The organism is Larkinella insperata, assembly GCF_026248825.1.
GTDB classification, from domain to species: Bacteria; Bacteroidota; Bacteroidia; order Cytophagales; family Spirosomataceae; genus Larkinella; species Larkinella insperata.
Window position 1 is genome coordinate 517,916 of record NZ_CP110973.1, and the last position, 18,137, is coordinate 536,052.

The window sequence follows — 18,137 nt, forward strand, 5'->3', positions numbered from 1 at the left end:
AATACAGTTGCTTAAACAAAGACCATAAACCCGTGTCCCATCATTGTCCGGTACTGCTCATAATTGAGGACCGGCCCGCGCACCCCGGTATTGGAACGCATCAGATTGTCGGCATCTTCCAGGTGAGAAAGGCCCAGGTAGTGCCCGACTTCGTGCCCGATCAGTTTGCTGAGCACATCAGTATTGAGCCGCCGAACACCCAGCGCATCGGTGTAGCCGGTTTTGTCAACCGCCACGCCATCGGTGTTTCCGGTTTTGGAGGTCGGCCCCGGAACGTCGCCCGCGTACCCGTTAAACGTACTCCAGTTGAAACCCTGGCAAACGTAGACGTCCACAAAATCGTTGGCAACCGACCAGTCCCTCAGCAGGTTCCGAAATTCGGTTTCGCTGTCGATGGTCGTGTAGCCGCCAGCCAGCGAATTGTTGATGATGTAGCGTTGCACCCCGCGAAAGGTAATGTCCCGCTGCTCAAAAATCTGGCGCATGATGTTGACCGAATCGTAGAGATCGATGTGCTCCTGCGCGTCAAAATCACCGACCTTGATGATGTTCACCCCGTAAGCGAGCATCACCCGGCAGGTAATCTGCCCCCTGATGATTCGCCCGTCGTTGGCTTCCATCTGAATTTCCAGCGCCAGATCTTCCTTGGCGTGGTACTTGTTGTAAATACCGCTGCCGCTGGGCGAACTAAACCAGAACGAACCCTGCCAGACGGAATAGGCCGGTACAACCGGATTGCTGGACAAATCGAAACTGCCCGCTTCCACCAGAGAGCCGCTGCCGATACCGCCGTCCCAAAAGCTCCAGTTGACCCGCCGTTTCATGGTGACGTCCGACGCGTCGCCGTTGGCGATGGTCACCTGGCATTCGGTCAAGAATGTGTTGCTACTCGGCTGAAAGGCGCCCCGGGCGCTCCACGTTCCCGTTACGGTAGCGCCCGCCGGGTTCACCTGGAGCGATAGCGGATTGGAAGGCAGCACGTAAAACGATTTAATAAAAGAAGCCTGTCCGCCGTCCCGACGGTATAAATCGACGATGAACCGCACCAGCCCCACCGGCAGTGTCTGCGTTTCGTCGAACGTCACCGTCACCCGATTGTTGCGCCGGTCTTCGTCGGTTAGTGTCTGCTGGATCGTGAACGGTTCGCTCGCCCAGTCAACCTCCATGTTCACCAGTTCAACCGGCTGCTCGAAGTCGTTCTGAAAGGTGATTTGGAGCGCGAAGGGAAGATTACTGAGCACCTGGGCTTTTTCCGCTTTTACATCGGTAACAATAAATTTGGGCGTCGTCCGGAACGCAAAATGACGGTCCAGCAATTCCGCCGTTGCTTGGCTGACGGCGCGGGGTCGGCGCAGGGCTCTTTGCAGTTCCTCCGGACTGGCGTGTTGCTGGGCCAGCCTTTGGAGCTTTGCCCCCTCCGCCCTGGAAAGGCCGAACGTCCGGACGATGTCTTCGGTGGAAGCCTTGGTGAAATCGGGCACTTGATACGCTGGTGTATCGCTCAGCGCGAACGCATTGCCGGGAGCCGTTCGCAGAAAAGCCGTCCGGACAGTTGTTGCAGTTGTTGCCATAAGGTGTAGATTAATGTACGAGCTTAAATGCAACACCAAGGTAGGAAGCTATCCAACGGATGGATAGAGGGCAAGTACGGCTTTGCGAGCGTATAAATACCTGATTTGTTGGAAAGTAGGAAGCGGCTGTAAAATAATCGGAATCATAAAATGGCGCTTCTGGCCCTCCACGCTAGACGTTTCCAGGTAGAAGAGGTGCCCGTTAAAGTCCTGATCAGGTTATTTTTTAGCGGGCCACAGTGTCTTTTTCAACAACCCGTTATCCAAGCAAGGTGACGTTGTTTCTCAGATCGAGCTCGACCAGGATGTAGCCAGATAAGAATCGTGGTACCCTTGTAGTTAATTATCCAATCCTTCCCGATTACGGAACGTGGCACTTGGCGGAGCGCTTCATTCCAGACGGTAAGTCATAAAACTGGGCGCTTTTTCGAACCAAATCCATTTTTAATCGTAGATTTGCCGCCCTTTTATCCACCAACAGCTGTCTTGTGCCGTCTTCGTCCGATTTCGTTTTCGGAGGTTAGGCGGCTTTTGCCGGTAAAAAACTTCTTGTAAACAACAATGACCCGGTTATCCTGCGGAATCGACTTCGGTACTTCCAACTCCAGCATCGCCCTTGCTAAAGACGGCACCATCAGCCTTGTGCCGGTTGAACAGACACACGTCACCATTCCCAGTGCCATTTTCTTCCAGCTCGCCGACAACAAAGCCTTCTACGGCCGAACGGCTATTAACCTGTTTTTCAGCCGGCAACCGGGCCGGTTTATGCGAAGTTTAAAGCGGGTATTGGGCACTCCCCTGATGAAGCAGGGCACGGTCGTCAACGGCACGGCCATGAATTTCTCCAACATCATTGCTTCTTTTCTACGGAGCCTGAAGCAGAAAGCCGACGCCGTGGCCGGTCAGGAACTCGAAAATGTGGTGATGGGGCGGCCCGTCCATTTTGTGGATAATTCGCCGGAGTCCGACGCCCGGGCCCAGAACGAGTTACTGGAAATTGCCCGGCGCATTGGGTTTAAAAATATTGAGTTTCAGTTTGAACCCATTGCTGCGGCCTTTGCGCACGAAGCCCGGATTGCCGGCGAAAAACTGGCGATTGTCGTTGACTTGGGCGGGGGTACTTCCGATTTCACGGTAATTCGGTTGTCGGGCCAGTCTGTTCATAAAACCGATCGTTCGTCGGACATTCTCGCTAATACGGGTGTGCGGGTCGGGGGCAATGATTTTGACAAGGATCTGAGTCTGGCCGCCATCATGCCCGAACTCGGCTACCGGAGCACATACGGCGAGAAAAACCTCGAAGTGCCTCTAAAACCGTTTCACGATCTGGCCGAGTGGAGCAAAGTTAATTTGCTGTATACGCCCAAACTGATTACGCAAACCCGGCAATTACTTTACCAATCGCACGACAAACAGCGGTACCGGCGGCTGTTGAGCGTGCTTGAAAACGAAACCGGACACGCGCTGCTGGCGGCTACCGAAGGAGCTAAAATCGCTCTGACAGACCAGGAGGTGTACGAAACCCCGTTTGATTTTGTGGAAGAAGGCTTTATGGTGCCCGTTAAACGGTTGCTGTTTGAGGACGCCATTCGTCTGGAAGTCGAGAAGATTGTGGCTTCGGCCACGCAGTGTCTGCAGGATGCGGGTGTCAGCAACGAAGCCATTGAGCTTGTCATTCTCACGGGCGGCTCCACTGAAGTACCGCTTGTGCAGGCTGAGTTTCGGCGGCTTTTCCCGAATGCGGCCGTAGCCGACGAAAATAAACTTTCCAGCGTCGGTCTGGGGTTAGCCTACGATAGCCAGAATAAATTCGGCTCTATCTAACAGCAAAATGAAAAAGCTGCTTAGCGGACAGGTTAACGCAGTTACAGGCATTTTCAATCTTCCATTCTGACAAAAATTTCTTCTTAAAAAGGTCTTTAATGACTTCTTTTCAGCCTAAAAATGACATTTTGTCAGAAACGTGCGGAGTCAGAAAAGCAAGATGGCATTGGCATTCAAGTTGTTTGAAGAAAGGGTGAAAACGCTTCATGTTTCACTTTAAACTTTAACAAACAATGTCACTGGTTAAATTCAATGGAAACGGGAACCGCCCCTCTCTGCTGGATGAATTCATGGGCAGAGACATGGACGAATTGTTTAACTTCAACTGGCCGGGCGTAACCCGGTCGCGGGTAGGTGCTACGGTACCGGCAGTCAACATCAAAGAAGATGCCGACCGGTACTCCCTTGAGTTAGCAGCTCCGGGCATGAGGAAGGAAGATTTCAACCTGACCCTCGATAACGGGAAACTGACGGTATCTTCGCAGCAGCAACACCACAACGAAGAGAAAGACCCGAACGGTCAGTATACCAAACGGGAATTCAGCTACCACGCGTTCTCCCGTTCATTCTGGTTGCCGGAAACCTGCGATCAGCAGCGGATTGAGGCCCGTTACATCGACGGTATTCTGCACATCTCGCTTCCCAAAAAAGAAGAAGCGAAACAAAAAGCGCCCACTCAAATTCAGATTTCGTAAAAATGCCCTGCTATTTCACCGACCGGACGTACCGTTCCGGTCGGTGAAATAGCATTTTTGATTCAATAGTTCGGGCGGTAAGCCGCTCTTCAGACCATCCGTTTACACACAGGAAAATAGGAAGACGCACGGTTTGGGTCAACTTTGCAAGCACCCTCACCAAATTCGTCAGGCCATCTGACCGCTCTTGATTGGCCCTATCCTGAAAATGTGCCGCGAAACGGACTTGTGGCTGATTACCTCTCCTACTTCTTCCGCTTTTTCCGGCTCCGGTTCATCTCAAACTCCTCAGCTTCCTTCATCAAGGCTTTCAGGTCAAACTGAGCCGCGTCGCTGGTATCGACAGTTTCCTTGTAGGTATTGTTATCAATGTAAACGACCTTGATCGGCTTGGTCAGGTATTGTTCTATTTCGGCCAGAATCGGCTTTTCATCCGGACTACAGAACGAAAACGCCTGCCCTTTCTGCGTACCCCGGCCGGTTCGCCCGACGCGGTGCACGTAGTTTTCGGGTTGCTCCGGCAGGTCATAATTCACCACGTAGTCTACGTTGGCAATATCAATACCGCGTGCGCTGACATCCGTGGCAATCAGCACTTTAACTTCCCCGTTTCGAAACTGGTTCAAAACCTGCAACCGGTCTTTCTGTTCCTTGTCGCCGTGAATCGTCTGGCTCGAAATAGTAACGCGTTCCAGGGCTTTCATCACCCGCTCGGCGCGGACTTTCGTCCGGACGAATACCAGAATTTTGCTGTCGGGGTGTTCGCGGATAAGTCGTTCCAGAAAAAACCGTTTGTCGTCCATGCCGACGAAAGCCACTGAATGGTCGATGTTTCTGGCCACCGGGTCTTTGGGCGAAATCTGAATCCGGATGGCGTTATGCACCAGCGAATACGCCAGTTTTTTGATTTTTTCGTTGATTGTAGCCGAGAAAAACAGCGTTTGCCGCTTGCGGGGCAAAAATTTCATCAGATCCTGGATGTCCTTGATAAAACCCAGATCGAGCATGTGATCGGCTTCGTCCAGAATCAGGATTTCAACGCGTTGCAACCGAATGTAACCCTGGCTGACCAGATCGAACATGCGGCCCGGCGTCGCAATCAGAATATCAATTCCGTTTTCCAGCCGGGCAATCTGCGGTCCCTGTTCCACTCCCCCGAATACCGAAAAAACTTTCAGGCTGGTGTAGCGGGCAATTTTTTCAAACACACTCGTAATCTGGATCGCCAGTTCGCGCGTCGGCACCATCACCAGACATTTAATGCCTTCGATGCGCCGGGCCATTTTACGTTCGTGAAGGATACTAACCACCGGAATGGCAAAAGCTGCGGTTTTTCCGGTGCCGGTCTGGGCAATCGCCAACACATCCTCCCCTTTCAGAATGGGCGGTATCGACCGATACTGAATGTCGGTGGGTTTGGTGAAACCTAAACCTTCCAGGTTCCGCTTGATTTCGGGGGCAATATGGTAATCCTCAAATTTCATGATAAAGCACGTTGAAGTCGGGTCCGTTGCCGGTTTGCCCCGACGTACCGCGAAGTAAAGAGAATATTTTCGAAAACCGTTCCAACCCTTTCTACTTCCCCGGAGTCATTCCTTAAAACAACAGATACGTAATGAATAAGTTTCCTGCGTAACCGGAACAGTCACGTAAGCGAACTAACCTGATTCTCACCGGTATTCTTAAATTATCCACACCGAATAAGCGCCAGTCTGGCAAAAAACAAAAAACCACCTCCGGACAGCCGGGGTGGTTTTTCTGTTTTTATAATCTTCTATTATTCCGCCGGCGCGTTCATAACGACCATCCGGGTCGGGGCGGTTACGGCTACGGGTTTGGTGGCCAGATTCACCTGCTTCCGGATGGCGCCCTGCGACGATTTGAATTCCAGTTCGTACGCACCATCTTCCAGGTTATGCACATCCAGCTTGGCCGCGTATTTCAGTTCTTTTTTCGAGATCGTTTCCTGAAAAACGATTTGATTTTGTTTGTTCCGCAGCAGCAGTACCACCGACTCAGGAGCCGACTTCTGAACGGCCACCCGAATATGATTTTGCGAAGTTACGTACGCACTCACTTCAAAAGGCAATGCCTTCGGGGCAGTTGTTTCACCATTGGCAGGAACGCTCAGAAGAGCTGTGCAGATCAGATTACTCAGGAGATTTAACATGGCGTTTCTTGTTTAGTATTTGTTGTTGTTTGTGGTTACTTATGTTCAAAAGTGCTGTTTACGTGTTCGTTCAGTAAGAATCCAAATGCCGTGCCATTTATATAACATACTCATAATCAATTATTTAAAAAATATATCAGATTCTAAACTGTACGCTGGCGGACATTTGCTGTTCGCTGGCGGACAAAATACGGCGGCCATTAGTTACCGCGGGCCAAAGTCTGTCAAACCGATGACCTCTTTGCCGGGCAATTCGCTCACGACCCGAAATCCGTTGCTCTGGCCTGCTTTGTACATTACAAAGGTAGAGACACACCGAACCGGCTTTCAACTACTCCCTACTGAAGTCGCTAAAAAACCGGATGAAGTGGCCGGTCCGGTGTACCAACCCGACGGGACTTTGCTTGCCTTTCGCCCTGCGATTCTGTAGTTTTGAATCACCCCAACCAACGCGTTCATGTATGAAAGCAACGCATCTTTTTCTGGCATCCACTATGTTTCTGACGGCTTTCGCATCGGCAAACGGTCAACCGACGGCCAACAACCCTTTTTTTAGCGCCTACACGACTCCGTTTGGCGTACCGGATTTCACTAAAATCAAACCGGAACACTACGAACCGGCTTTTGACGAAGGCATCAAACAGCAGGCGGCTGAAATTGCGAAGATCACCGGCCAGACCCAGGCCCCGACGTTCGCCAACACCATTGAGGCCCTGGAAGCCAGCGGTGATCTGCTCAACCGGGTCAGTACGGTCTTTTTCAACCTCAACAACGCCAATACGAGCGATGCGCTTCAGAAAATTGCGCAGGCCGTTGCCCCCAAACTGGCGAAAAATGGCGATGACATTTCGCTCAATCCGGCCCTGTTCAAGCGCGTCAAAGCCGTATACGACCAACGGGCTACGCTCAAACTAACCGGCGAACAACAACGTCTGCTCGAAAAGACGTATAAGAACTTCGTGCGGGGCGGTGCCGCCCTGACACCGGAAAAACAGGAACGGCTGCGAAAAATCAATGGTGAACTCTCGGTATTGACCATAAAATTCGGGCAAAATCTGCTGGCCGAAAACAACGCCTATACGCTGGTGATCGACAAACCGGAAGACCTCAGCGGTCTGCCAGCTGCTCTGGTCAGCGCAGCCGCCGACGAAGCCAAAAAGCGCAGCCAGCCGAACAAGTGGATTTTTACCCTGCAAAACCCCAGCATCATGCCGTTCCTGGAGTATGCCGACAACCGGGCGCTCCGCGAACAGATTTTCAAAGCCTACCTCGAACGCGGTAACCACAACGACGAACGCGACAACAAGGCGATCATGGCTCAGATGGTAAAGCTCCGGGCCGAAAAGGCGCAGTTGCTGGGGTATGAAAACCACGCTGCCTATATTCTGGAAGAAAGCATGGCGCAGACGCCGGCGAAAGTAAGCGAACTGCTCAACCAGCTCTGGGCGGCCACCGTGCCCGTCACCAAACAGGAAGCCGCCGAATTGCAGGCCCTGATGGACAAAGAAGGGAAAAATCAGAAGCTGGAAAGCTGGGACTGGCGGTATTACGCCGAAAAACTGCGCAAGGAAAAATATGCTCTGAACGCCGAAGAACTCAAACCGTATTTCTCGCTCGACAACGTGCGAGACGGTATTTTCATGCTCACCAACCGGCTCTACGGACTGCGCTTTGAACTTCGGAAGGATTTGCCGGTTTACCACGACGAGGTACTGGCGTACGAGGTTAAGGAAGCTGACGGACGGCACGTGGGCATTTTTTACATGGATTTTCACCCGCGGGCCAGCAAACGCGGAGGTGCCTGGATGACCAGTTTCCGGCGGCAGGAAGTCCAGAACGGCAAGAAAATAACGCCGGTGGTGTCTATTGTCTGCAACTTCTCGCGTCCGGCGGGCGACGCTCCGGCCCTGCTCAGTCTGGACGAAACCCGCACGTTCTTCCACGAATTTGGTCATGCTCTGCACGGTCTGCTTTCTAACGTTACCTACGGCAGTTTGTCGGGAACATCGGTACCGCGCGACTTTGTGGAATTGCCCTCGCAGATCATGGAAAACTGGTCGGAGGAAGCGCAGATGCTGAAACTGTACGCCAAGCACTACAAAACCGGTGAAGTGATTCCGGACGCCCTGATCGACAAGATCAACAAAAGCAGCCTGTTCAATCAGGGTTTTGCCACGACCGAATACCTGGCCGCTTCGCTGCTCGATATGAATTATCACACGCTCAAACCCGACCAGACGCCCACCGACGTGCTGGCGTTCGAGAAAGAGTCGATGGACAAAATCGGGTTGATTCCGCAGATTCCCCCGCGTTACCGGAGCACGTACTTCCAGCACATTTTTGCGGGTGGTTACTCGGCGGGCTATTATAGTTACATCTGGTCGGCGGTGCTGGATGCGGATGCCTTCGAGGTCTTCAAACAGAAGGGCCTGTTCGATCCGAAATCGGCGCAGTCGTTCCGGAAAAACGTCCTGGAACGCGGAGGAACCGACGAACCGATGACGCTCTACAAAAATTTCCGGGGGGCCGAACCCGACATCAAACCGCTGCTCCGGCGTCGGGGGTTGCTAAAGGCTTTATAGTGTGTCCGTATTCCAAACTCATAACCCGTTCTAAAACACGGCTAACGTCCATCGTACGAAAATGACAAAATACCTGCTTGGCCTGCTGACGGCTTCTTGCCTGGTTGCGGCCACCCTCGTTGACATTCCGCAAGCGCAGATTTCCAACGATTCCGTCAAAGCGACGATCTATCTGCCCGATGCCGAAAACGGGTACTACCGGGGTACGCGCTTCGACTGGGCCGGGGTTATTGCGAACCTGGAGTACAAAGGCCACACGTACTTTGGAAAATGGTTTCAGCAGTATGATCCGTATCTGCACGACGCCATCATTGGTCCGGTTGAAGCCTTCGACCCCATCGGCTACGATCAGGCCAAACCGGGTGAGTTATTTGTCAAGATCGGGGTGGGCAGCCTCCAGAAAATTGACGACGGCCCCTACAAGTTTGTGGCCCCCTACAAACACGTCGATAGCGGCAAATGGTCGGTGCAGAAGAAAGCCGATCAGGTCCGGTTTACCCACGTGTTGAAGGATGCCGCCGGGTATTCGTACGAGTACGAAAAAACCGTTAAACTCACCAAAGGCAAACCCGAACTGGTGCTGGAACACCGGCTGAAAAATACCGGGAAGCAGAAAATCGAAACCGCCGTTTACAACCACAATTTTCTGGTGATTGACGAGCAGCCATCGGGTCCGGATTTCCGGGTGCAGTTTCCGTTTGCCATTAAACCGACTGATGATTTGAAGGATATTCTGGCCAGCACCCGTCAGGAACTGAAGTTTTTACGCCCGCTCCAAAGCCGGGAAAGCATCTACACGATCATCGAAGGGTACGGACCCAACGCCAGCGATTATGACATCAAGGTAGAAAACACTAAAACCGGCGCGGGCGTCCGAATTCGAGCCGACCGACCGCTGTCGAAACTGGCTTTCTGGTCAAATCCGAAAAATCTCTCGCCCGAACCGTTCATTGCCGTCAACGTGGAGCCGGGCAAGGAGTTCACCTGGAAAATCATGTACGAATTTTACACGCTCGACAAGTAATCACGCCCGTTATCCGGGGGTTCGGCCCCGCCGGTTGACGATTGACCGAAAAACCAACACCGGTTCCTATGAAAGAAATTCAGCGCGACGGAGCAACGATCCACTACCGCATGGAGGGCGAAGGCGACACGACGCTGCTGTTTGTGCACGGTGCGTTTACCAACCAAACGTACTGGGACAATCAGGTAGCCTTTTTCAGTCCTGATTTTAAAGTTGTCACGCTGGATTTGCCGGGTCACGGGGAGTCGGGCCGCGACCGCACGGAATGGTCGGTCGAAGGCTTCGGGCAGGATGTAGTAACGGTCATCAGGGAACTGGAGCTGCAAAACGTGATTCTGATCGGGCATTCGATGGGAGCCTGCGCTACGCTGGAAGCGGCCGTGGCGTATCCCGACCCCATCATCGGCTTTATTGTCGTCGATATGTTCAAGACTGCCGGGACGCCCCTGCCCGACGAGTACCAGGATCAGGTCGAAGCGCTGAAGGAAAATCTGAAATCGGATTTCGGGAACACCAGTGAGCAGTATGCCTATCTGGCTCTGGTGACGCCCCAAACGCCCGAGCCCGTTGCCAAGCGTGTGGCGGTTGATTACCGTTACGCGCATCCGCCGATGGGCCGTCCCATCATTGCGCAGGTTTTCGACTATTACCAGCGGGAGCGCGAACTGCTGCCCCAGCTGAAATTCAAATTTTACGTCATCAACGCGGATTACATGCCGTTCAACGAAGAGCCGCTGAAACGGTATTTAACCGTCGATTACCAGATTTTTCACGTTCCGAGCACCAGCCACTACCCCATGCTCGAAGATCCTGACCGGTTTAATCAGACGCTGATGGAAGTAATCGACAACGTTCTTGCCGGTAAATAACCAGAGGGCACCACTGATAAGATGGTGCCCTCTTTGCATTTTTTAATTATTATGTTCTGCCTAACCAGCTATCAGTTCTGGTAGGCTTCCATGATTTCAATGGCTTCTACGTTTCCCTGCTGAACGGCCAGATCGATGGCCGTTAAACCACGATTTTCCCGCAGGGCTGGATTCGCCCCGTGTTCCATCACCAGTTTGACCAAGTTGTTTCGGCCAAACATGGTCGCAAACATCAGCGCCGTTCCGCCATTCCCGTGTTGCAGGTTGAGGTCTGCACCGTGGGCGATCAGGAGTTCCGCGATGGGCGCGTACCCTTTGAAGCAGGCCCCCATCAGAGCGGTATTTCCGCCCGCATCACCGGCATTCACGTCGGCTCCCGCTTCGAGCAAAACCCGGGTAGCTTCCAGCTGCTCATTATACGCAGCCAGGATGAGGGGCGTGTACCCTCTGGCATCCCGGATGTTGGTGTCCACGCCCGCAGCAATTAATTCGTTCAGCAGGGCAATGTCGCCGTTTCTGGCCGCATTGAACAGGGCATTAACCTGGCTATCCATGCTTGTCTCGTGCGACGACATCAGTACGGTTTTGATTCGGTTGACTCCTGTTCAGCCTGCTGTACCGCCTGCCCTTCTTTTTCTACCAGGGATGCTTCCACCTTCTGACCATTGGAACCAGCGGCCGCTTTCAGCCCTTCCGCTACCTGCCGACCGTAGTCTTCGTCGCATTTCGTGAACATCTCGACCATCTTTTCCTGGATGTGCTTTTCGGACGCCGAGAGTGCCCCAACCAGGTTGGAGATCAGCTCATCCCGCTCCCAGTCCTCAAAATTGCGGTACGTTTCGCCAGCCTGTTTGAAATCGTTCTGCCGACTGATTTTCTCCCGGACCAGCCGGGCCTGATACAGCGGGGTGTGATCCTTGCCGGAACGCGGTGCTTCTTTCAGGCCGCCCAAACTGGAGGGTTCGTAATTGACGTGCGGGTTAGTGCCGGGGGCAATATCCTGGTGGTAGGCCATTTGACCGTCCCGCTGGTTGGTAGCCGCGTGTTTGCGGGGTGAATTGATCGGTAATTGCAGGTAGTTGGTTCCAACCCGGTAACGCTGCGTATCCGAGTACGAGAACGTTCGTCCCTGCAACATTTTATCGTCCGAGAAATCCAGTCCATCGACCAGAACACCCGTACCAAAAGCCGACTGCTCCACCTCGGCAAAGTAGTTGACCGGGTTCCGGTTCAGGGTCATTTTACCGACCAGGTGCCAGGGGAACTGCTCTTTGGGCCAGAGTTTGGTGTCGTCCAGCGGATCAAAATCCAGTTCATCGTGTTCGTCGTCGCTCATGATCTGGACGTACAGTTCCCATTCCGGAAACTCCCCGCGCTCGATGGCTTCATACAGATCCTGCGTGGCATGGTTGAAGTTTTTGGCTTGTATTTCTTCCGCCTGCTTCTGGGTCAGGTTTTTGATGCCCTGCACCGGTTCCCAGTGGTATTTCACCAGAAAACCCTCACCCTCGCTGTTGACCCATTTGTAGGTGTTGACGCCGGAACCCTGCATGTGCCGGTAATTCGCCGGAATCCCCCAGGGCGAAAACAGGAAGGTAATCATGTGCATGGCCTCGGGCGTGTGACTGATGAAGTCAAATTGCCGGTTTGGGTCCTGCCGGTTGGTGACTGGATCGGGCTTAAAGGCGTGGATGAAATCCGGAAACTTCAGAGCGTCGCGAATAAAGAAGATCTTGAGGTTGTTGCCCACCAAATCCCAGTTACCGTCTTCCGTATACATTTTTACGGCAAATCCCCGGGGGTCCCGCAGGGTTTCGGGCGAATGACCGCCGTGAATAACCGTCGAAAAACGCACGAACAACGGCGTGACTTTTCCTTTTTCAAAAACTTTGGCCCGCGTATATTTTGAAACGGGATCGTCGCCAATCGTTCCGTAGGCTTCGAAGATGCCGTGAGCACCGGCCCCCCGGGCGTGAACCACGCGTTCGGGTACCCGTTCCCGGTCGAAGTGAGACATCTTTTCCAGCAACTGATAATTTTCAAGTGTTGCGGGTCCGCGGTTGCCCACCGTCCGGGTATTCTGATTATCGTAAATTGGGTGGCCCTGCCGGGTGGTCAGGATGGTTGTGCCTCCACCTGCCGATTCCTGCTCAGGCAGTTTATTGTTTTCGGAGGTGTTTTGGTTGTTGTCCTTTGGCTCGATCATGGCGTTCGTTTTTAGTGTGCTACAGTAAGCAACAATCGAATTAAGCAACAATCCAGAAAGTAGTTGGTTTAAATTTTTTCCACCTTTTTTACTAAAGTTTTTTTTCAGCCCGCCTTTGGCGGCCTTCTAATCCTCACAAGCCAGAAGCCTGCTTCCCGCTTCTGTTACTGTCCGGAAAATGCCCGCTCGTAGATCTCATAAATCAGGGAAGCCTTGGCATTGTTGTACTCATAGATATACGTAAAGGGCTGCCTGGCTACTTCTTTTTTCAATTGGCCATACCGTTCCCGATCTTCGGGATGGGTCCGCAGCCAGTCGCGAAAGACCACATGCCGCTGGGCTTCGATGCTGCCCAGGGTCCACACGTGCAGGTTAATGTCGGTTGCGGGGCCTTTCAACATACGGTGTTGCTGCCAGTCCGGTTCCCGGATGAGCAGTCGGTAACCAGCCCGCTCCAAAGGGGGCAGGTAGCTGGCTTCGTCGGCAGAGTCGGCCACCATCAAATCCATGTCGATAATGGGTTTGGCCGCTAAACCCGGCACCGAGGTCGACCCCACGTGTTCAAGCCCTAACACGACCGGGCCGAGTAGCCGGCGGATTCTGGTGGCTTCCTGCTGAAACAACGCGGGCCACTGAGGCTGGTAATCAACCACCTCAACCCGGTCTGTCAGGGGCGGCATTTCACCGACGAAAGCCGCCCGGGTCTGGCTTTCATCAACCAGCTGAAAGGGTTGGTGCAACGGATGCATAACAGTCAAAATTCGTCGGTGTTCACGCCGGGGTTTTAGCGGTACGGACGCCCAAGCGCCATCAGGCCCGGTAAATACCGTCGTACTTGATCACAATCTTGCGTTCTTTAAACAGCGCCCCTACGGCCTTCTTGAAGGTTTTTTTGCTCATTTCCAGCACCCGGTAGATTTCGTCCGGGTTGCTTTTGTCGTGGAGTGGCAGAAAACCGCGCCGGTCGTCCAGAGCTTCCAGGATGCGCTGTGCGCTCGACTCAACGTTTTCGTAACCCGGTTTTTGCAGGCTCACATCCACGCGGTTGTCTTCACGAATCTGCTTGATGTAGCCCGTCATCCGGTCGCCGGGGTACACTTCCTGGAAAATTTCGTTGGCGTACACCAGCCCCCGGTACCGGTTGTTGATGATGACATTGATGCCGAGGTCGGTGGATTCGTAGGCCAGCAGCGATACTTCCTGCCCTTCGTCCAGGTTTGGCTTGGCCGTGTCCAGAAATCGGTTCAGGCGGTTGGAAGCCACCAGCCGGTCGGTTTCGTGGTCGAGGTAAAGATAAACCACGTACCAGCGCCCGACTTCCATCGGGCGGACCTGCTCCCGGTACGGCACCAGCAAATCTTTTTCCAGCCCCCAGTCCAGAAACGCCCCCACCCGCGTGACCGAAACCACCTGCAACCGCGCAAATTCATTGCGTTTGATTTTGGGTGTCAGCGTAGTTGCGATAATGCGGTCTTCCGAATCGGTATAGACAAACACATCGATCGAGTCGCCGATTTGCAGCGTCCGGGGCACGTATTTGTTGGGCAGCAGGACATCATTTTCTTCGTCGTCGCCCAGAAAAACACCAACGCTGGTTTCGCGCAGGGCTCTGAGGGTATTCATTTTTCCAATCTGTATCATTCGCCACTCACGTTCAACCGTTTGTTATTTCGCCTGCCGACTGGCCCAGGCATCCATTTTGCGTTCCAGCACATCCAGCGGCATACAACCGTCTTTCAGAAATTCGTCGTGGAAAGCCGCCAGACTAAACTTGTCGCCCAGTTGCTGCTCGTATTTAGCGCGCAGTTCCCGGATTTTCAGCGCCCCGATCTTGTACGACAACGCCTGACCGGGGAGGGCCATGTACCGTTCAATTTCGGCCACCGCGCCATCTTCCGCAATCGGTTCGTTGGCCATCATGTACTGAATGGCCTGCTCGCGGGTCATTTGTTTGGTATGAATCGCCACGTCGACCACCAGCCGGATGGCCCGGTGAATTTCGTCGTTCAGCGCGCCCATGTACTGGTACGGATCAGTGTAAAGACCCAGCTCCCGGCCCAGCGACTCGCAATACAGCGCCCAGCCTTCGCCGTAGGCCCCGTACCACGCAAACCGCCGGAACTTGGGCAGATCGGTGTTCTCCTGTTGCAGCGAAATCTGGTAGTGGTGCCCCGGAATGGCTTCGTGCAGAAACAGCGACTCCATGCCCGAGGTCACGTTAAACTTGGTCGCATCCGGAATGGGCACGTAGAAAATGCCGGGACGGCTGCCGTCGGCCGAAGCCGGGTTGTATTCGGCGCTGGCCGATGCCTCCCGAAACTTCTCCGTCTGCCGGATTTCGAATTTCGACTTCGGCGTTTGGGTGAACATCGTTTCCAGGTGCGGCTCAATTTTGGCCAGAATGGCGTTGAAAGCCGCCAGCACGTCCTTCGGTTGTTTGTAGGGATACAGCTTCGGATCGGTTTTCAGGTGCGTAAAAAACCGGTCCAGCGTGCCGGTGAAGCCCACCTGCGCTTTCACCTTTTCCATTTCGCCCCGAATCCGGGCCACTTCTTTCAGGCCGGTCTGGTAGATTTCTTCCGGCGTTTTGTCGGTGGTCGTCCAGGTCCGGACTTCATACTGGTACAATTCTTTCCCCCGCGGCCAGACATCGACGCCCGACGTGGTGCGCGCTTTGGGCAAGTATTCGTTTTTGAGAAAATCGCCCAGCTTTCTGTACGTCGGCACCAGTTCCTCCAGGATGGCGGTTTTGTAAGCCGCCGTCAGCCGGGTTTTATCGCTTTCGCTAAAGTCTTTGGGTAATTTATGGATCGGTCCGTAGAACAGGCTTTTGGTCGGGTCGGTCACCACCAGGTCGGTCATCTGCGGAATCATTTTCTCCACCAGACTTTTGGGCCACACCTGCCCGGCGGCCACGCCCTTGCGGAAGTTAGCCACGGCCGTGTCGCCCCACACCCGGAACGCCGAAACCCGTTTGAGCCAGTCGTCGTAGTCCTTCACGGTTTTGAACGGTTGCGCCCCCGCTCCGCTGCCCAACTGCCCGAAGGTCAGCGTCAACCCTTCAAACTGCGAAAACGGCACGTATTCGAGGTTGAATTGAAACGACTCCAGTTGCAGTTCGAGTTCGCGTTTGAGAATATCGTACGAAATCTGATCGGGATCCGAGAGCTTCTCCCGGTCAAAAGCGGTCAGTTTCTTCAGATAGGCCGTATAAAAGGCCCTGGTCTGATCGATAAATTCCTGCGAGATACTGTTTGGAAGCTGGTCGTTGTACCGGTTATCGCCCTGAAACGTTGCTTCCAGCGGAAACAGCTTCAGCCGCTCTTCGTAATAATCGTCCACGGTTTTCGCGAAATCCGCGTTGGAGGCAGCGTGGTCCTGCCCGTTGTTGTTACAAGCCATTACGGAAGCCATCATCAAAACGGCAATTGCTATTTTTTTCATAAAGTCATCTCATGCCGGAAAGGTTCGGGCCGGAAAGTTAGAAAGAAACCGCTGAAAAGCCTGACAACGGCTTTCAGCAACTTTCTGCCGCCGGCAAGGTTAATCTAAAAACAACTTGACAACGGTATGAGCAAAATTGATCGACGGGAGGATGTTAGTCCGAAAGAAGGATTGCACCAATACGGTGACGTAACGTTTGCCGACCCGACCAACAAAAAATATCCGATCGATACGCCGGAACACATCCGGGCGGCTTGGTCCTATATAAACCACAAGGACAACGCGGCCAAGTACGCTGCCGATGAGGTTGAAACCATTAAGGACCGGATTCGGCAGGCTGCCAAAAAGCACGATATTGAAATCAAGGCCGAATAGCGAGCCTCAACCACCTTCAATAAAAAAGACCCGGCAACGGGTCTTTTTTATGAAACGACCAGCCACATAGAATAGGCATAGGGGTAAACGAGTCTTCCGGGGTCTTTTGCCTATATTTAACCGTGTTCCTTAACCGATAGCGTTTCAATGCAAACCAGCCTTTCGCCTTCCTCTCAACTGGCTAAAATTCCTACTTACATCTACGCCGTGGTGTTTTCCTCGCTGTGCATCGTCTGGGGCCTGCTCTGGGACATCATGTGGCACATGAGCATCGGCCGCGACGGGTTGTTTGCGCCCCCGCATCTCCTGATGTACGTCGGCGCCGTGGTCGCCGGTTTGTTTTCGGGGTTCAAGATTTTACAGCTTACGTTTGCCCGCACGAATCCGGAGCGGTCCGTTTCGGTCCGGTTTTGGGGCGTTTTCTACGGGTCGCTCGGGGCGATGTACTGCGTATGGGGCGCCCTGACCATGCTCACCTCTGCCCCCTTCGACGACTGGTGGCACAACACCTACGGCCTGGATGTGCAGATTCTGACGCCCCCGCATACGGTGCTGCTGATTGGCATGATGACGGTGCAGTTCGGAGCCATGATTGGGGTTCTGGCGCTGCAAAACCGGTTTTCGCAAACCGGCCTGATCGATCCATCGCGGGCGGAACGACCAACCCGACGGCTTAAGATCATGTTCACCGTGGCCGCCGGGTTGCTGCTGAGCATTCTCTACACGATGCTGGCCGAAAAAATGGGCAGTTGGGCCTCCCATCACTCCTCGTCGTACATCGCCATGAGCATCGCCTTTCCGTTTTACCTGCTGGCGGTGGGCCGGGCGTCGTCGCTGCGCTATCCGATCACCATCACGGCTGCGGCTTACATGCTGACCATGCTGATTCCGAGCTGGATTCTGCCGCTTTTTCCGGCGACCCCCCGGCTGGGGCCGGTCCTGAATCCGATCACGCACTACCAGCCGTTTGTCTTTCCGCTGCTGCTGATCGTCCCCGGCTTTGTGCTCGACAAACTGCTGCACCGGTTCGACCACAGCCCGCTCAACGACTGGTGGCTGGCGGCCCTGACCGGCACGGCGTTTGTCCTCATGATCATCCCGGTTCAATGGTATTTTGGCGGCTTTCTGCATACGTCACCCAACGCCCAGAACTGGTTTTTCCTGGGGTCATCCATGTCGTACGACACCGATCCGAACTGGCCGTATCACCACAAATTTCATCCTTACTGGCTCGAACCGCTGCCCGACTTTCTGAAAGGCACCGGAATTGCCCTGGCCTGCGCCATCCTGTCGGCCCGGGTGGGTCTGCTCTGGGGCAACTGGATGAAACGCGTTCAACGCTAGGAGCTAAAAGTTAGAAATTAAGAGTTAGGAGTT

The 18,137-nt window shown here is 53.7% G+C and carries 15 protein-coding genes; 7 read left to right on the forward strand and 8 right to left on the reverse strand.

Annotated elements, in window-relative coordinates; translation table 11 throughout:
- Positions 1–11 precede the first annotated feature (11 nt).
- Positions 12–1,571: a zinc-dependent metalloprotease family protein gene (locus tag OQ371_RS01965; protein ID WP_265992029.1), complete on the reverse strand. Its 1,560-nt coding sequence runs from the start codon at positions 1,569–1,571 to the stop codon at positions 12–14.
- A gap of 561 nt (positions 1,572–2,132) precedes the next feature.
- Here OQ371_RS01965 and OQ371_RS01970 point away from each other — a divergent pair.
- The gene (locus OQ371_RS01970; RefSeq protein WP_265992030.1) at positions 2,133–3,395 is read left to right on the forward strand and encodes an Hsp70 family protein; all 1,263 of its coding nucleotides are present in this window, start codon (positions 2,133–2,135) and stop codon (positions 3,393–3,395) included.
- Between the two features lie 233 nt (positions 3,396–3,628).
- Positions 3,629–4,090, forward strand: a complete 462-nt coding sequence (locus OQ371_RS01975) for an Hsp20/alpha crystallin family protein (protein WP_265992031.1) — start codon at positions 3,629–3,631, stop codon at positions 4,088–4,090.
- Positions 4,091–4,335: 245 nt separating this feature from the next.
- On the opposite strand, the gene OQ371_RS01980 is transcribed toward OQ371_RS01975, so the two are convergent.
- Entirely contained in the window at positions 4,336–5,574 is a 1,239-nt protein-coding gene (locus tag OQ371_RS01980; RefSeq protein ID WP_265992032.1) for a DEAD/DEAH box helicase, read from the reverse strand.
- Positions 5,575–5,867: 293 nt separating this feature from the next.
- On the reverse strand, positions 5,868–6,260 hold the full coding sequence (locus tag OQ371_RS01985; protein ID WP_265992033.1) for a DUF3244 domain-containing protein: 393 nt from the start codon (positions 6,258–6,260) through the stop codon (positions 5,868–5,870).
- A 461-nt stretch (positions 6,261–6,721) separates the two neighbouring features.
- On the opposite strand from OQ371_RS01985, the gene OQ371_RS01990 reads away from it, so the two are divergent.
- From OQ371_RS01990 to OQ371_RS02000, 3 genes are all read left to right on the forward strand, one after another.
- A complete protein-coding gene (locus OQ371_RS01990) occupies positions 6,722–8,842 on the forward strand; it encodes a M3 family metallopeptidase (RefSeq protein ID WP_265992034.1) in 2,121 nt (706 codons plus the stop codon).
- 61 nt (positions 8,843–8,903) lie between these two features.
- The gene (locus OQ371_RS01995) at positions 8,904–9,866 is read left to right on the forward strand and encodes a hypothetical protein (RefSeq protein ID WP_265992035.1); all 963 of its coding nucleotides are present in this window, start codon (positions 8,904–8,906) and stop codon (positions 9,864–9,866) included.
- A 68-nt stretch (positions 9,867–9,934) separates the two neighbouring features.
- Positions 9,935–10,735 carry an alpha/beta fold hydrolase gene (locus tag OQ371_RS02000; RefSeq protein ID WP_265992036.1) on the forward strand — a complete coding sequence of 267 codons (801 nt, stop codon included), beginning with the start codon at positions 9,935–9,937 and terminating at the stop codon, positions 10,733–10,735.
- A gap of 71 nt (positions 10,736–10,806) precedes the next feature.
- Here OQ371_RS02000 and OQ371_RS02005 read toward each other — a convergent pair whose 3' ends face one another.
- The 5 genes from OQ371_RS02005 to OQ371_RS02025 form a co-directional block, all read right to left on the reverse strand.
- Positions 10,807–11,310 carry an ankyrin repeat domain-containing protein gene (locus OQ371_RS02005; protein WP_265992037.1) on the reverse strand — a complete coding sequence of 168 codons (504 nt, stop codon included), beginning with the start codon at positions 11,308–11,310 and terminating at the stop codon, positions 10,807–10,809.
- Positions 11,310–12,941: a catalase gene (locus OQ371_RS02010; protein ID WP_265992038.1), complete on the reverse strand. Its 1,632-nt coding sequence runs from the start codon at positions 12,939–12,941 to the stop codon at positions 11,310–11,312. The genes OQ371_RS02005 and OQ371_RS02010 overlap by 1 nt, the downstream gene beginning before the upstream one ends.
- Before the next feature lie 164 nt (positions 12,942–13,105).
- Complete coding sequence (locus tag OQ371_RS02015) at positions 13,106–13,690, reverse strand: GrpB family protein (protein ID WP_265992039.1); 585 nt, start codon at positions 13,688–13,690, stop codon at positions 13,106–13,108.
- A 61-nt stretch (positions 13,691–13,751) separates the two neighbouring features.
- On the reverse strand, positions 13,752–14,582 hold the full coding sequence (locus tag OQ371_RS02020) for a CvfB family protein (protein ID WP_265992040.1): 831 nt from the start codon (positions 14,580–14,582) through the stop codon (positions 13,752–13,754).
- Between the two features lie 24 nt (positions 14,583–14,606).
- Positions 14,607–16,385, reverse strand: coding sequence for a DUF885 domain-containing protein (locus tag OQ371_RS02025; protein WP_265992042.1), 1,779 nt, complete (start codon positions 16,383–16,385; stop codon positions 14,607–14,609).
- A 126-nt stretch (positions 16,386–16,511) separates the two neighbouring features.
- Between OQ371_RS02025 and OQ371_RS02030 the strand changes: the two genes are divergently transcribed.
- Together OQ371_RS02030 and OQ371_RS02035 are read left to right on the forward strand one after the other, a co-directional pair.
- Entirely contained in the window at positions 16,512–16,760 is a 249-nt protein-coding gene (locus OQ371_RS02030) for a DUF6582 domain-containing protein (protein ID WP_265992044.1), read from the forward strand.
- A gap of 147 nt (positions 16,761–16,907) precedes the next feature.
- The gene (locus tag OQ371_RS02035; RefSeq protein ID WP_265992045.1) at positions 16,908–18,104 is read left to right on the forward strand and encodes a hypothetical protein; all 1,197 of its coding nucleotides are present in this window, start codon (positions 16,908–16,910) and stop codon (positions 18,102–18,104) included.
- The last annotated feature ends 33 nt before the right edge of the window (positions 18,105–18,137 follow it).

Excerpts from the sequence above, each read along its gene's own strand:
- OQ371_RS02035 (WP_265992045.1), top strand. The coding sequence starts at position 16,908 with ATGCAAACCAGCCTTTCGCCTTCCTCTCAACTGGCTAAAATTCCTACT.
- OQ371_RS02010 (WP_265992038.1), bottom strand. The coding sequence starts at position 12,941 with ATGATCGAGCCAAAGGACAACAACCAAAACACCTCCGAAAACAATAAA.
- OQ371_RS02030 (WP_265992044.1), top strand. The coding sequence starts at position 16,512 with ATGAGCAAAATTGATCGACGGGAGGATGTTAGTCCGAAAGAAGGATTG.
- OQ371_RS02025 (WP_265992042.1), bottom strand. The coding sequence starts at position 16,385 with ATGAAAAAAATAGCAATTGCCGTTTTGATGATGGCTTCCGTAATGGCT.
- OQ371_RS01995 (WP_265992035.1), top strand. The coding sequence starts at position 8,904 with ATGACAAAATACCTGCTTGGCCTGCTGACGGCTTCTTGCCTGGTTGCG.
- OQ371_RS02005 (WP_265992037.1), bottom strand. The coding sequence starts at position 11,310 with ATGTCGTCGCACGAGACAAGCATGGATAGCCAGGTTAATGCCCTGTTC.
- OQ371_RS01990 (WP_265992034.1), top strand. The coding sequence starts at position 6,722 with ATGAAAGCAACGCATCTTTTTCTGGCATCCACTATGTTTCTGACGGCT.
- OQ371_RS01980 (WP_265992032.1), bottom strand. The coding sequence starts at position 5,574 with ATGAAATTTGAGGATTACCATATTGCCCCCGAAATCAAGCGGAACCTG.
- OQ371_RS01975 (WP_265992031.1), top strand. The coding sequence starts at position 3,629 with ATGTCACTGGTTAAATTCAATGGAAACGGGAACCGCCCCTCTCTGCTG.
- OQ371_RS02015 (WP_265992039.1), bottom strand. The coding sequence starts at position 13,690 with ATGCATCCGTTGCACCAACCCTTTCAGCTGGTTGATGAAAGCCAGACC.
- OQ371_RS01965 (WP_265992029.1), bottom strand. The coding sequence starts at position 1,571 with ATGGCAACAACTGCAACAACTGTCCGGACGGCTTTTCTGCGAACGGCT.
- OQ371_RS02000 (WP_265992036.1), top strand. The coding sequence starts at position 9,935 with ATGAAAGAAATTCAGCGCGACGGAGCAACGATCCACTACCGCATGGAG.
- OQ371_RS01970 (WP_265992030.1), top strand. The coding sequence starts at position 2,133 with ATGACCCGGTTATCCTGCGGAATCGACTTCGGTACTTCCAACTCCAGC.
- OQ371_RS02020 (WP_265992040.1), bottom strand. The coding sequence starts at position 14,582 with ATGATACAGATTGGAAAAATGAATACCCTCAGAGCCCTGCGCGAAACC.
- OQ371_RS01985 (WP_265992033.1), bottom strand. The coding sequence starts at position 6,260 with ATGTTAAATCTCCTGAGTAATCTGATCTGCACAGCTCTTCTGAGCGTT.